This is a genomic window from Bradyrhizobium sp. S3.7.6, from assembly GCF_054061875.1.
Window position 1 is genome coordinate 17,495 of record NZ_JBSSEQ010000003.1, and the last position, 13,719, is coordinate 31,213.

Sequence of the window (13,719 nt, forward strand, 5' to 3'; positions counted from 1 at the left end):
CAGATGGTCCTCCGGAGGTTGTCGTAGCGGGCACAATCGGCGATCGGTGCATGACGGAGCGTCAGTGCGGCCGGCGTCATGATGTTGGCCGGTGGGGCGGGTTCACGTTGACGGGCCAGGATATTGAGAACGACATCGGCCGAATGGACGCTGTGACTGAGCGCTTCGGCACAGGCCGCTTCCACCGCGGGCAGACCGTCAGTCAGCACCGCGTTGAGGATGTCGACCATCTGCCGATTGCCGTCGTCGGTGCTGGCAAGCTTGCGCCGGATCCGCTCGATCGCGGCTGGCAGCACCCAGTCTTTGAAGGGAGCACCGTTGCGCAAGGCGCCGGGTTTGCGGGCGAGCACCGGCACATAATGCCAGGGGTCGTAGACGGTATCGCCGCGGCCAAAGGATCGCGGGTGCTCGGCAACGATGCGTCCATCCTGACGGATTACGATGCGATCGGCATAGGCTTGAACCTCGACCGGTCGTCCGACTGCGCTGGCTGCGACCGAGTACTTGTTGTTGTCGAAGCGCACCAGGCAGGTCTTCGAGACCGATGCTGTCACCGCATGGAAGCCGTCGAAGCGGCCGGCATAGGGAACGAGTTTGGGGCGTTCGGCTTCGAACACTTCCCAGATCGTCTGATCGACCAGCTCCGGATGGCGATGAACCTTGGCGTAGGCGATGCATTTGTCGAGCAGCCAGGCGTTTAACTCGTCGAGGTTTTTGAACCGCAGCCGCGGCGTGAAGAAGCGTTCCCTGACCAGCCCGACCTGGTTCTCGACCTGCCCCTTCTCCCAGCCCGACGCTGGCGTGCAGGCGACCGGATCGACCAGATAGTGGCTGCACATCTGCAGGAAGCGGCGATTGTAGAGACGCCCTTTACCGACGAAGATCGTCTCTACGGCGGTCTTCATGTTGTCGTAGATGCCGCGGGTGCAGGTGCCTTTGAACAGGGCGAACGCCCGGTCGTGGGCGTCGAACACCATCTCCTGCGTCTCCCGCGGATAGGCCCGCACGAACAGCATGCGGCTGTGACAGAGCCGGACATGGGCGGCCTTCACCATCACCGTGGTGCCGCTCAGCAAGACCACCTCGTGGCTCCAGTCGAACTGGTAGGCTTCGCCTGGGGCAAAGCTTAGTGGGACATAAGCAGCCGCGGTCGATTGCCCGCGTTCCTTGCTCCACCGCCTGGCGTAACGCCGCACCGCATCGTAGCCGCCGTCATAGCCACGGCTGCGCAGCTCTTCGAAGATCCGGATTAACGTCAGCTGTTCACGAGCCGGTTTGGCCGCGTTCGCCGCCAGCAGTCCGTCGAGCTCTACTGCCCATCGTCCCAGCTTTGGCCGCGGCTGCACTTGCCGCTCGTACTCGAAGGAGGTCTCTCCTGACCTCAGCACCTTCCGGACCGTGTTCCGCGACACCTTCAGGTCACGGGCAATCTCCTTGATCGTCTTGCCCTTGATGAAGTGCTCGCGCCGAATCCGCGCAATCGTCTCCACGATCAGCATCCTCGACCACCTGCTTCATTCCAAAGCAGGCAGCGCAACAGACCAACCTATAGGGGGTCAATTTTGGACGCCGATCCCCCGGCTTAGGGGGTCAATATTGCAGGCCGAATGACAGCTGATCAGACTAACTGCCAATGAAAGCGCGACCACGCGGCTTCCCTGCTTTGGAAAAAGCTCAGGCGCATCGCCAAATGCCTTGACCTGCCCGCAGCGCGTAACCTGCGCGCCCACCCGTCCAGTACGATTTCGCTTTACTCGCATAGCGCCCCCGAGGAGATTGTGAATCTTGTGACGGGGGCTCCAATCGCGTTGAGACCGCAACAGCGGGATGACGTTCATCGAATAATTCGATGAGAAGCCGCACGATACGCGATCCCGCACGCTCATGGGCTTCCCAGGCCAGCACCAGCTGGGCGGACCGGCGCTCGGTGCAACTGGCCCCATCCGCGCATGATAATGCGACAAAGCCGAGGGAAGCCGCAGAGCACGTCGAACGGGACATCTTGTCAAATACGCTGTTGCTGCGAGCGTAAGTGGTGTTCTCGAGAGAGTGTTTCGCGATGGCGATCTTGGTCAAATGCGGATCACGCCCGGCTAGCGTGAGCTTTGAAAGGGCGAGGCGGCTGAATTGCGCCTCGGCCCTCGACCGCTACCGTATTGGGGGCGCCGCCGACATTCACGCGTCGTGCATCTGCCGCGAGCGCCTCCCAGATTGGATCGCATATTGGAGTAATGGCATCGAATAATTCGCTGTATGTCATTTGATCGTAGCAAATACCGCCTTTAAGTGCCCCTGATAGATGTGCAGGCAGACAGCGAGAGGATGAAACGCGATTTCCGCGGTTGCGGCTGATCGGTTCACTGTCCGGAATGTCTTTACGAAGCCGCGGTACACCGAATGGGCTCCGCCACCACGACCCCTTGCTGGAGTGGACCGAGGCCAGCGCGAGGCTACGTGAGCAGCAGACTAAGCTGGCAAGGAGACTAGCGGTACGGTCCTAAGTACCAAGGTGTTTCCGACATTCAGCGATCCGGGCGTCAAATGGCGAGCTGCCACTCCTGGCTGAACGAGAGATGGACCACCACACCACGCGGGCTTGAAACTGGCGCGCCAGACGAGATCAGGCGAAACCTCTAGGGATGACGCGATGCGGACCACACGTCGAAAAGTGCTGCTGGCTGCTGCTGGCGCTATCGGCTCACTCGCCGTTCCAGCGATCGTCCGTGCCGCGACCACCAAACTGACGATCAGTCACGGCGCACCGGCCTATCTCAAGATGCTCGCCGAGCTTGGGCAGCAATTTTCCGCCAAATATTCTGGCGTACGGGTCGACTTCATCGCCGGCGGCGAAAACTGGGATCCGCTCTTGCAAAGCACGCTTCGCTCGGCTTTGGTCGGTGATTTACCGGATGCGACGTGGCAGTTCCTTACCTATGCAGGGATTCTCGCAAAGCGCGGCATATCGCAACCGATGGACGCATTCACGGGAGACGTCAAAGCCCTGTCCGCCATGGGACTCTCGCAGCCCTTGATCAATGCAACTCAGGTCGGAGGAAAGACCTATTCTCTGCCCTTCGGGACGACCATTCCCGTCATCTATTACAATATGACGCTGTTGAGGCGGGCCGGCTACTCGAAAAGCGAGCTGCCATCGTCTTGGGACGAAATCGCCGCGATCGGAAAGCAGGTTGCCTCGCTCGGTGAAGGCGTCAATGGCGGCTATATCGAGTATATGTCCACCAACGCGTGGATGTTGCAGAACATTCTCGGCACGCTCGGCGGCCGCATGATGAATCCCGAGCAGACGCAAATCACGTTTGCCGGGCCTGAAGGGCTGCAGGCACTCGAGGTACTTGCAAAATTCGGCCGGACCAACAATGTCGACATGACGCAGGACCAGGCGCGCCAGGCGTTCAATTCCGGAATCAGCGGGATCCATATCCGAACTGCAAGCGGCATCAACTCGGTAGCCAAAGCAGCTTCGGGAAAGTTCGAGTTGCAGGTCGGACAGCTTCCTGTCCCCAGTCCGCAGGGAAGGCTTGTTGGAGCCGGGCACGGCTTCTTCATGTTCACCAAGGATCCAGAGCGCCAGCGGCGGGTCTGGGACTTCATCCGCTTTGCGGCGGATCGCGATGGCCAGGCCATCCTTGCGAAACACACCGGCTATCTGCCGATCAACATGATCGCTCTGAACGATTCGAAGTTTCTCGAATCCTATTTTGGCGATCATCCATATCACCGCTCTGTCGTCGAGCGGATGTCGATAACGGGCGATCAGTTTTCATTTCCGAGCGACAACACCGTCAAGATCGTCGACATGATGGCCGAGGAAATGCGCAAGGTTGTCACGCAACGTTCAGAGCCGAAGCAAGCCTTGGCTGATATGGTCGAGCAAACCAGGAAGCTGCTCTAGTGCGCCGCCCCGTATGCACCTGCGGCACCTGAGGTGAAGCCCGCAATGGCTGATCAACAGCAATTAAGGCACTTCCAGGCAGCGCTATTCAAAGGCGAGCATCGGTCGACCATTGGCCTCGTGCCCGTGCTTACCTACTGCAGGCCAGGAGATGTGGGCAAACCGCTCGTGCTGTTTCTCACTGGCGGGGGTGTTATGGCGCGCATTGCCTACGGCCACCCAGGCTCAAACGCGAGCGATTTCCTCGATCATTGGCTCGAGAGGATAGGATGGGGTCTGTTGACTGCCACCTATCCTGGCGATCATCCGGCGCTCACGACATCCAAGCCAGATCTGACGTTGGACGACTGGGCGGCGGCGCTCGCAGCACTCGTCGCGGAGATGTCGGGCAGCGGTCCAAAACGGCCGATCATAGCCTGTGGCTGGAGCATGGGTGGCAAGCTCGTTTTTGCGCTGACCCGTGCGCTGCGCCTGAAGGGGCTTGCCCTCGCGTGCTTCGTTTCCTTCTGCGCAACGCCCCCCTTCCCTCGCCTAGACGGCGGACCGATCCCACCGGAGCGAATGTTGCCGAACGGACTCTGGGACCTTTCGGCCGGAACGAGGGATGGCCTGACCAGGGACGAGCGCTGGCAGCAAGAGCTACTCGCAATCGCGAATCTGGAAGGGCACAGTGTCATCGATCCGGACCTGTTCAGGTCTCTCTACCGGACCAATGTCCCTAGGGCGTTGTGGGGACCAGAGCTGGGCCGGTTTTTTGAAGGACAGACATATCAAGAGTTGTTCTGCGCGCTTCGTGAGGCCCGCTCGTTCTCGGGCGACGATTACCCTATATGCGCTGCGGTTGTTCCCATGGACTCACGGGACTACCGGCACGCTCTTGCTGATGAAGCGGTCTGGGGATCCATCACCGTCCAGGGCCTTCTGCACAATGTCGTGGCGAAGGTACCCCCCGGGCAGCTCTCCACGCACGATTGGCTTCGTCTCCGTGAGCGTATCATCGACCTGCCGCGGCGCCTGGTTAGGCACCTGCCGGGTGGACATTTTTTCTTCGTCGGAGCACGTGGCGCAAGCGCCACCATGTCTCATCTCGTAGACCTTCACGAGGAAGTACAGCGCGCTTGCGCGTTATTTGGTGGTTTGAAAGGTTTGCGGACAAGCACATGAAAGCGAATGTCGACTTCGATCCGATCGAGCTTGAGATCTTCTGGAGTAGGTTGCTGTCAGTGGTGGATGAGGCTGCGGTTGCGTTGCTTCGGACTGCATTCTCCACCGTCGTTCGCGAATCCAACGATTTCACAGTGGTCCTGATGGATGCAGAAGGGGCCAGTATCGCCGATACAAATGTCGGGACTCCGTCGTTTGTCGGAATTCTTCCCAGAACTCTGCGCCAATGCTTGGCTCACATACCGATCGAGGACTGGCAAGAAGGGGGTTGCATCGTCACCAACGATCCCTGGATGACGGCGGGTCACCTGCTGGATCTGGCAATGCTCGCGCCCATCTTCCATCACGGCCGGCTGGTCGGATTTTCTGGATCCATTGCTCATCTGCCCGATATCGGCGGCGCGCTGTTTTCAGCAGATTGCCGGGAAGTGTTCGAGGAAGGAATACGCATTCCGCCAACCAAATTCCTGCGGCAAGGACAGGAAAATCGGGACCTCGCCTGCCTCATTCGCGCCAACGTCAGAGTACCGGAGCAGGTTCTGGGTGATGTCTACGCGCAGGTTGCTGCGCACGCAGTCTGCGCACGCAAGCTTGGCGAATTTCTCGAGGCCTCCGGCCTTCAAGATCTGACCGCGATCTCGGCTGCATTGCAGGATCGCGCCGACAGGGCGATGCGATCCGCGATAGAGGCGGTACCCGATGGAACTTATCGCGCTGTCCTCACAGCCGACGGCTATGACAGTGAGGAGACGCGGATCGCATGCGCAGTGACCGTTGCCGGCTCGCAGCTTCACGTCGACTATGCAGGTAGCTCGAAGCAGATCGGCCGTGGTCTGAACTCCGTCATGAACTTCACCTATGCACTTTCAGTGTATCCATTGAAATGCGTGCTCGACCCTACGACTCCTCGTAACGAGGGATCCTACCGCTCGATTAGGGTTACAGCCCCGGAAGGGAGCATTCTCAACCCAGTTCACCCTGCAGCGTGTAATGCGCGGCAGCTCACAGCCCATCTGCTTGCGGGCGCGATCTATAAATGCCTCGCTCAGGTCATCCCCGACAAGGTCGTCGCCGAGTCAGGGACTGCACCAACCCTGCGTTCGGTCTACAGCGGCATCGATCGCTTTGGAAACCGCTTCTCCCAAATCTTGTTTGGCAGCGGCGGAATGGGAGCAAGCGCTTACTCCGATGGTCATTCCTGTACGCCATTTCCGACCAACACGGGCTCTGGAAGCATTGAGGCATTCGAAGCGGCGGCGCCATTGATCGTTTGGCGCAAGGAGCTCATCGCGGACTCCGGTGGAGCTGGCCAGTACCGCGGGGGACTGTGCCAGGAAATTGAGGTCGAGGTGGTTTCCGCTGGAGATATCCAGCTCTCCCTCATGGCTGACCGACAGAAACACCCACCCGAGGGTCTGATGGGTGGACGGAACGGCGCACCAGTTGCCATTCGGCTGAGGGATGGATCGCAGCCGCATCCAAAATCTCGCAGTCTGCTCGCGCCAGGGCAGCGCTTGATCTTGCGTTACGCCGGTGCCGGCGGCTTCGGAGATCCCAAAAAGCGCGCGCGCGCCGACATGCTTTTGGATCTGGAAGAGGGGTATGTGACGGTGGAGGGTTTGCAGCATCACTACGGCGTACGGCTCGAGGAGATCGCAGGTGAGTAACGTCGGGAGTGAAACTTGCAAGGTTCGGACGGGCGTCGACGTCGGTGGCACGTTCACTGACCTCGTTCTCGTCGACCAGAATACGGGGAAGATCTTTCTAGGCAAGCGTCTGACCACACATGCCGACCCAAGCCGCGCGATCTTGGGGGGCTCGAGCGAATTGCGAAGGAATCTGGCCGCACGATAGAGAGCGTCGACGATCTCGTGCACGGTATGACGCTGGTCACCAACACCATCATCGAGAGACGGGGCGCCAAGGTCGGCCTTCTGACCACACGAGGTTTCCGCGACAGTCTTGAACTCGGCAAGGAAATCCGCCACGACCGGCACGATTTGTTTTTGCGCCGGCCGGAGCCTCTGGTCTGTCGACGCCTGCGCCAGGAAGCCGGCGAACGGATCAATGCGGCGGGCGAGATTCTCCTGGAGCTCGAGGAAGCCAGCGTCCGGGCTGCCGCCCAGGAGTTCAAGGCGAATGATGTCGAGGCCATCGCCGTCTGTTTCTTGCACAGCTATGCCAATGCGGTTCATGAGCAGCGTGCAAGGCAGATTCTGCAATCCGAACTGCCAGGAGTGCCGATCACCCTCTCTCACGAGATTTCACCAGAGATTCGCGAATACGAGCGAGCCAACACGGCATGCGCCAACGCATATGTTCAGCCCATGATGAACCGCTATCTGACGCGGCTCGATAGCAGGCTACGCGAGGCCGGCTTTGCTGGCTCGCTGTCTCTGATGTTGTCGGGTGGGGGTCTCACAGGTATCGAGGCTGCCGAGGCACAACCCATTCATCTTATAGAGTCGGGCCCCGCCGCCGGAGCGACCGCTGCCGCCTTCTACAGCCGGATCACTCAGATCGCTGATCTGATCTCCTTCGACATGGGAGGCACGACTGCAAAAATGTGCCTCATTGAGGCTGGTCAGCCCGAACGATCGAACCAGTTCGAGGCGGCCAGGGTCAGCCGGTTCCAGAAGGGATCGGGGCTTCCTCTCAAAATCCCTGTCATCGACCTGATCGAAATCGGTGCCGGAGGCGGGTCGATCGCTCGCATCGACCAGATGGGCCTGCTCAAGGTCGGGCCTCAGAGCGCGGGATCCGAGCCGGGGCCGGTGTGCTACGGACGCGGAGGCAGGCGTCCAACGGTCACGGATGCCGACCTTGTCCTTGGGTATCTCTCGCCGACCTACTTCCTTGGCGGGGAGATAGAGCTCGATATGGATGCCGTGCAGCGTGCGCTGCACGAGCATGTCGCCGAACCCCTAAATATTGACGTCCTGCAGGCCGCGATTGGCATCCGCAGGATTGTCGATGAAAACATGGCGGCCGCAACGCGGATGTACATCGCAGAGAAGGGCCGCGATCGACGTCAATATGCGCTTCTCGCCTTTGGTGGCGCAGGTCCCGTCCACGCGCATTCGCTCGCCAAGTTGCTCGGGGTGAAGCGAGTAGTCGTTCCGCTTGGCGCAGGAGTGATGTCCGCGCTTGGCTTTCTGGTGGCCGCGCCGGCGATCAACCTGGCGCGCAGTTATGCCGGCCGTGTTGCGGATCTGGATTGGCAGCGCGTCAACGCCCTGCTCGAAGCCATGGAGCGGGAGGCAAGTCGTTTTCTGACCCGGAGCGGCATTGCATCTGAAGCCATCGGCTTTCGACGCTGCGTCGACATGCGCCATCTGGGACAGGGTTTCGAGATCCCAGTCGACGTTCCGGATGGTATCCTGGACGCACGGACCGCAGATACGCTCGCCGGCAGTTTCCGGAACGCGTATGAGATCCGGTTTGGGCGAAGCGTCGCCGGGATTGCGATTGAAGCGCTGACGTGGCGGCTTGCCGCCGTCGGTCCAGCGCCCGAGGTGTCATTGCAGTTCTCGGCTCCCGACCGCGCCGAGGCCGGACCCCACAAAAGCTCAAGGATGGTCTATTTCCCCGAGACCGGATTTGTAACGGCCGATGTCCTCGATCGCTATCGGCTCGGTCCAGGAATGCGGTTCGAGGGGCCTGCGGTCGTCGAAGAACGCGAGTCGACAACCATCATCGGACCTCACTGCAAGGCCGAAGTTGACGCCTCGCTCAATCTTATCATCGACATTGCGGAAGTACCGCAGCAGCGCAGCGACGCACCCGGAGAACCTGCGCCATCAACTGTCAAAATAAAGGAGGTGTCCCGTGTCTGAGCGTGCCCATGTCATCGATCGGCTGGCGGGAAAGCTATCGGCCGAAACGCCGGAAGTGCCTATCGTGAGCTGGTCTGGGTCGCCACGATCCCAGACCGAAAGACTGCAAGCATTTCGGAGCAATCTGTCGACATTTTCATGAAGCTCGATCGCCTTTTGGCGGAGCTCGGCACCGACAAGCAGCGGATTCTTTCCGCCACGGTGTACCTGTCGGATTTGAGCCACAAGGCCTCGTTTGACGAGGCGTGGTGCAGGTGGATAGGTGATGATCCGTGCCATTGGCCGCAGCGGACCTGCGTCGGCGCTCAGCTGGTCGGTGCCACACTTGTGGAGATCATGCTGCTGGCTGCGAGGGCAGATGGTGGTGCGATTGATGCACCAATCTGAGCGATATGTCGTGGTGATTGGCGCCGGCATTGTCGGCGCTGCGACCGCAATCGAGTTGCTGCGCGAAGGCCATCAGGTCACGATTCTTGAGCCCGGGGAGATCGGCGGTGATCATGCGGCGAGCTATGGCAATGGAGGTTGGCTCAGCCCCAGCCTCGTCGTTCCAACGTCTGTCCCCGGCCTTTGGCGACATGTTCCCGGCTACCTCATGGATCCGCTCGGCCCGCTGACGATCCACTGGCGCTATCTTCCGGGCCTGCTTCCATGGTTGTGGCGCTTCCTCCATTCTGGCTCGACCATCGAGCGGGTCGGAAGAACAGCCGCAGCCATTTCTGGTCTGATATCGGATTGTGCCGAACGGCATCGCAAATTGGCGCAAGAGGCTGGCGTGCCAGATTTGCTGCAGGACACAAGCCTTCTTCATGTGTTCCGGAAAAGAAGCAATTTTGACGCCAATGCGCTTGCGTGGCGCCTCAGACAGCAGAACGGCACGACATGGCGCGAGTTGGATCAGGGACAGCTATCCTCGCTAGAGCCTGACCTCGATCCCCGCTACACCTTTGCCATAGCCGTGGACGGAAGCGCATGTGTTGATCCCGGACGATACGTCGCGGCCCTTGTTGAACACGCGTGCCGACGAGGTGCAACGATCCGCAAAGGACGAGCGAGCGGCTTTCAGATCGAGAGCGGTCGGCTCCAGGCGGTTCAGACAGCCGACGGTGAGCTCGCATGCGATCGAGCTGTTATCGCGGCCGGGGCCTGGTCGAAGGAGCTCGTTCGAGGGCTGGGCGACCGCGTCTTTCTGGAGAGCGAGCGCGGCTATCACGCCGTCATTCAAGACCCGGAAATCAAGCTGAAGAGCCGGATCTTGTTCACCGACGGAAAGCTCGCCATCACCACCACACCTTCCGGCTTGCGCGTGACCGGACAGGTCGAATTGGCGAGTCTATGGGCTAAGCCGAATTGGACGCGAGCGCACGTCCTTCGCGATTTCGCGCTCAACGCATTTCCGGGCATGCCGAAGACTTTGCCTCACACTCGGCAAACGTTTTGGATGGGGCACCGCCCCTCTACGCCCGACGGCATCCCGGTCATAGGCTCAGCAAGCAAATGCGCGGATGTGATTTATGCCTTCGGACACGGCCATATCGGCATGACTGCCGCCCCCGTGACGGGCCGCATCGTCGCGGAGATCATCAGTGAGAAAACGCATTGCATCGATCCTGGGCCGTTCTCGGCGCGTCGGTTTGGAGGCGGTGCACACCCGCAGTAAGTGGACGTGGATTCGACCGGCCAGTGAGCTACGGCGGCGTCTTCCTCTCCTGGAATTCTGACGATCCCAGCCTCCTTGTTTGTGAGACGGAAGCGGACGGCCCTCCACTGCTCGTCAGCGGCTGTCCAGGTTCCCTTATCAAGCAGAGGGTCATCCTCACGACAGAAGCCAGAAAAATCCGCTGGATTGCGGCGCTTGGCGTCTCAGCGCCTCAACATTCGATCCAGCCGCCGGCGATATAGCTCGCACCGCCAACATGCTCGCGCCGGAGAATCTGGCGATAGTCCCCAAGCCGGGCCTCAAAGACTTCCTCGCGCGGGTAGATGAGATTTGGCGCCAATGCGAGCGCCTCGTGGAGCACCCGCCCGCTCATCGTCGGCGTGGCCGAAACTCCAAGCCGATGGAGAATGGTGGGCGCGATGTCGCAGATTCCGGACGGCACAGAAGACGAGGCCCCGCTGCACGGAACCGCGTTCCCTGCGAGGATCCCGACTGCTGCAAGCTCTTTCGGATGAAGACCACCATGCAGGCCGAGGCCAGTGCGGCGATCATTGTCGTAGAATGTGCCTCCCTCAAGGCCGAAGGCATCATCGCTGTCGTCCGTGCGGAAGGAAAACGCTACGTCCGGCGCTCGAATATGGTCGGCAAAGACGAGCCGCTTCGAGAGGCTGCCCGGCGCAATCCCGTTGACCTCGTCCCTGGCCCCCGTGAAGACCGGCCCGCACCACGGCTCGGCCGTAAGGCTTGCGACCAGCCGCGCGAGTGTCGCCTCATCCATCTCATCAAGATAGAGTGCGCCAACTTGCCCGGGAACGACCACGACGTCGACTCCGGGACCAGGCGCCGTACCCGGAGAAAAGCCCGCCGCCCGCAGGCTACCCGCAACGGAGATCCGCGTATGGCCCGTGATGTGGCCGTGATCGGACAGGGCGAACAGCTGGACGCCGTCCGCCCTCCCCTCCTCGTCCCACCAGTCGAGCACGCGGCCGAACTGGCGGTCGCAATATGCGATGATGGACCTAGTCTGATCGGCTCCCGTGCCGTGGAAATGCGAGGTGACGTCGGGCTCGCCGAACGAGAGAATCGTGACATCCGGACGGCATCTGGGCCAGACATAGTCGAGGAAGGCCGATGTTATCCAATTCTGGCCGGCGCGGTCGGGCTCGATCTTGGGGGGCGCGGGAGGCAAGGGCCCGAGCTGGGCCTCGATGTCAGCGAGGACTTCGGAGGGCGTGCATGCCTCGCGGAAGTGACCGGAGAGACGGACGTGACCAAGGTCCTCGGCTTTGTGGTGAAACAGCCGCGTCGTGCCGGGCGTATTCGTCGACAAGACGGCAAGGCTCCGGCCACTCTTCGCCAGGAGCTCGCCAAGCGAAGGCACCGAAAACAAAAGGCCGCCGCTCGCGACATCGAGTTCACGCAAGAGAACCGCATCGGACGTGTCGATATAGCGAGGCGGCAGGGTGGTGCGATCGACATATTTGTTGCCGACCATCCCGTGGCGGTCTGGCGTTGCGCCTGTTACGAAGCTTGGGAAGGCAGAACGGGTTTCACTCGGATACACCGTGCGGTGATTGGCAAGCGTCAGGCCAGCCGCTTTCAGTCGCCACAAATTGGGGGTGAGTTCCCGGCTGATCAGATCGGGGCGCAGGCCGTCAAAGCTGACCACGAGAATCCGAGGTGATTCAAGCATCTTTCAAATCCGTTCTTTCTCGCACGTGACCAAGGTTAGGATCCCGATCCGGCAGCCGGCTCGAACATGCTGGCGCTGTTCGCCTCAAGCCTTCTCACGCCGCCTGATGCACGCGCTCGCATCAAGGCTAATCCAATCTCCGGGGGCCAAGACCAGCGATTCAGGAACACTCTCACCCGCAGCTTTCGCATCAGCCAGGCAGCGCTGGAATTGATGGACCAGCGGATCGTCGGGATCGGTGTAGTGACATGGCAGAACCGTCTTCAGGCCAAGCCACTGCGCTGCCAGGACGCCTTCCCGCGGCGAAAGATCCGTGGTGAGTTTGCGGCCCGGCCTTGGATCTGCAATGCCGCTCGGATTGGCAATACCGAGCGATCCGATGGTCGGCTGGTAGAGCTCGCCCTGCAGGCGCATGTCGGAGAACAAGGAGGTGTCACCGGGATGATACCAGCGCACGCCCGCTCCGAGCTCAATGATGAAGGCCAGGGGAATGCCGGAAACGAAAGATCCGTCCGGCATTGTCGCGCCCGAGCAGTGCCGGCATTCCAGAGTCTGGATCTCAAATCCTGCAATCTCGAGGCGCATGCCCCAGGCTGTCGGCCTGATCTGGGATGCCGAAACGTCCATTGCCCGGAGATAGGCCTGGACCTCATTGCCGCACAGGACCGTTGCGCCCGTAAGTTTCGCAATCGCCGGCGTGTCCCCGAGGTGATCGCGGGCAGCATGCGTGACAAGGATGAGGTCGACACGCTCAAAATCTTCGGCCTTGACCAGAGAGGCCGGATTGCCGGCAAAGAACGGGTCAAGCAGAATCCGCCTGCCGTCGGCTGCTACGATTTCATAGGCGGCAACACCATGATATCGAACGTTGCAAACTGAATCACTCATGGCAATTGCCTCCGGGAACGAGAGCGAAGTCTTGTCGCTGCGGCTTCTGGGATCAGCAAGATCCGCACCTGGAACAGCTTGAATCTGATGCAGGATTGCAGGCTGGCGATGATTGCATGCGAGATGACTCGGGTCGGTGCTTGCTTGCACCCTCGCCTCGGCTGGTGTGAGCGGTAAGATTGGGCAAAGGCCCCCGCTTTCAGCGTCGAATTCATTTTGGAAGCAGCTGCTGGACCGCCTCGGTCATCGCCTTCATGGCGTCCTCGGGTGAGCGGCGCAGCGTCACCACATCCTGCAGTAGCAGGCGAATCCGGTCCGTTATTCGAAGCGAATTGTCGCCGGGGAAGGAATACCATCCGCCCGCTTTGCCGGCCGCCCGGATCGCGGCCATCCGCGGGTCAGTGGGCGGCGTCGAAGCCTCGAGCGCTGCGATGGCTATTTGGTTGCCCGGCAAATAGCTCGTTACGTCCGAGACGATGCTTTGTGCCGGTGGGCTCGCCACGAACTTCATGAACGTCCAGGCAGCTTTCTGGTGCTCGGGCTTGCGGGCGACCATCATCACGCA

At 60.7% G+C, this 13,719-nt stretch carries 9 protein-coding genes and 2 pseudogenes; 7 read left to right on the forward strand and 4 right to left on the reverse strand.

Annotation, left to right across the window (positions count from 1 at the left end):
- Positions 1 to 8: 8 nt before the first annotated feature.
- Positions 9 to 1,499 (reverse strand): annotated as a pseudogene (gene istA / locus ACVJ5M_RS43630) (IS21 family transposase); the annotation flags it as partial.
- 1,148 nt (positions 1,500 to 2,647) lie between these two features.
- Here istA and ACVJ5M_RS43635 point away from each other — a divergent pair.
- The 7 genes and pseudogenes from ACVJ5M_RS43635 to ACVJ5M_RS43665 all read left to right on the forward strand — a co-directional run bounded on the left by ACVJ5M_RS43635 (position 2,648) and on the right by ACVJ5M_RS43665 (position 10,573).
- Entirely contained in the window at positions 2,648 to 3,913 is a 1,266-nt protein-coding gene (locus ACVJ5M_RS43635) for an extracellular solute-binding protein (protein WP_354100573.1), read from the forward strand.
- A gap of 45 nt (positions 3,914 to 3,958) precedes the next feature.
- A complete protein-coding gene (locus tag ACVJ5M_RS43640; RefSeq protein ID WP_354100574.1) occupies positions 3,959 to 5,077 on the forward strand; it encodes a hypothetical protein in 1,119 nt (372 codons plus the stop codon).
- On the forward strand, positions 5,074 to 6,744 hold the full coding sequence (locus ACVJ5M_RS43645; RefSeq protein WP_354080995.1) for a hydantoinase B/oxoprolinase family protein: 1,671 nt from the start codon (positions 5,074 to 5,076) through the stop codon (positions 6,742 to 6,744). Before ACVJ5M_RS43640 ends, ACVJ5M_RS43645 begins: the two co-directional genes overlap by 4 nt.
- Positions 6,737 to 8,187: pseudogene (locus ACVJ5M_RS43650) on the forward strand (hydantoinase/oxoprolinase family protein); the annotation flags it as partial. The gene ACVJ5M_RS43645 and the pseudogene ACVJ5M_RS43650, both read left to right, overlap by 8 nt.
- A gap of 138 nt (positions 8,188 to 8,325) precedes the next feature.
- Positions 8,326 to 8,913 carry a hydantoinase/oxoprolinase family protein gene (locus tag ACVJ5M_RS43655; protein WP_354100577.1) on the forward strand — a complete coding sequence of 196 codons (588 nt, stop codon included), beginning with the start codon at positions 8,326 to 8,328 and terminating at the stop codon, positions 8,911 to 8,913.
- Between the two features lie 111 nt (positions 8,914 to 9,024).
- Positions 9,025 to 9,300 (forward strand): Rid family hydrolase, encoded by a 276-nt coding sequence (locus tag ACVJ5M_RS43660; RefSeq protein ID WP_354100578.1) that lies wholly within the window; start codon positions 9,025 to 9,027, stop codon positions 9,298 to 9,300.
- Complete coding sequence (locus ACVJ5M_RS43665; protein ID WP_354080993.1) at positions 9,272 to 10,573, forward strand: NAD(P)/FAD-dependent oxidoreductase; 1,302 nt, start codon at positions 9,272 to 9,274, stop codon at positions 10,571 to 10,573. Before ACVJ5M_RS43660 ends, ACVJ5M_RS43665 begins: the two co-directional genes overlap by 29 nt.
- 211 nt (positions 10,574 to 10,784) lie before the next feature.
- Here ACVJ5M_RS43665 and ACVJ5M_RS43670 read toward each other — a convergent pair whose 3' ends face one another.
- From ACVJ5M_RS43670 to ACVJ5M_RS43680, 3 genes are all read right to left on the reverse strand, one after another.
- Positions 10,785 to 12,266: an alkaline phosphatase family protein gene (locus tag ACVJ5M_RS43670; protein WP_354080991.1), complete on the reverse strand. Its 1,482-nt coding sequence runs from the start codon at positions 12,264 to 12,266 to the stop codon at positions 10,785 to 10,787.
- 84 nt (positions 12,267 to 12,350) lie between these two features.
- Positions 12,351 to 13,304: an MBL fold metallo-hydrolase gene (locus tag ACVJ5M_RS43675; RefSeq protein ID WP_354080989.1), complete on the reverse strand. Its 954-nt coding sequence runs from the start codon at positions 13,302 to 13,304 to the stop codon at positions 12,351 to 12,353.
- Between the two features lie 61 nt (positions 13,305 to 13,365).
- Entirely contained in the window at positions 13,366 to 13,713 is a 348-nt protein-coding gene (locus tag ACVJ5M_RS43680) for a type 2 periplasmic-binding domain-containing protein (protein WP_354080987.1), read from the reverse strand.
- Between the last annotated feature and the right edge of the window lie 6 nt (positions 13,714 to 13,719).

Coding starts and splice junctions, on each gene's coding strand:
- ACVJ5M_RS43635 (WP_354100573.1), top strand. CDS start 2,648: ATGCGGACCACACGTCGAAAAGTGCTGCTGGCTGCTGCTGGCGCTATC.
- ACVJ5M_RS43640 (WP_354100574.1), top strand. CDS start 3,959: ATGGCTGATCAACAGCAATTAAGGCACTTCCAGGCAGCGCTATTCAAA.
- ACVJ5M_RS43645 (WP_354080995.1), top strand. CDS start 5,074: ATGAAAGCGAATGTCGACTTCGATCCGATCGAGCTTGAGATCTTCTGG.
- ACVJ5M_RS43655 (WP_354100577.1), top strand. CDS start 8,326: ATGGAGCGGGAGGCAAGTCGTTTTCTGACCCGGAGCGGCATTGCATCT.
- ACVJ5M_RS43665 (WP_354080993.1), top strand. CDS start 9,272: ATGGTGGTGCGATTGATGCACCAATCTGAGCGATATGTCGTGGTGATT.
- ACVJ5M_RS43670 (WP_354080991.1), bottom strand. CDS start 12,266: ATGCTTGAATCACCTCGGATTCTCGTGGTCAGCTTTGACGGCCTGCGC.
- ACVJ5M_RS43680 (WP_354080987.1), bottom strand. CDS start 13,713: ATGATGGTCGCCCGCAAGCCCGAGCACCAGAAAGCTGCCTGGACGTTC.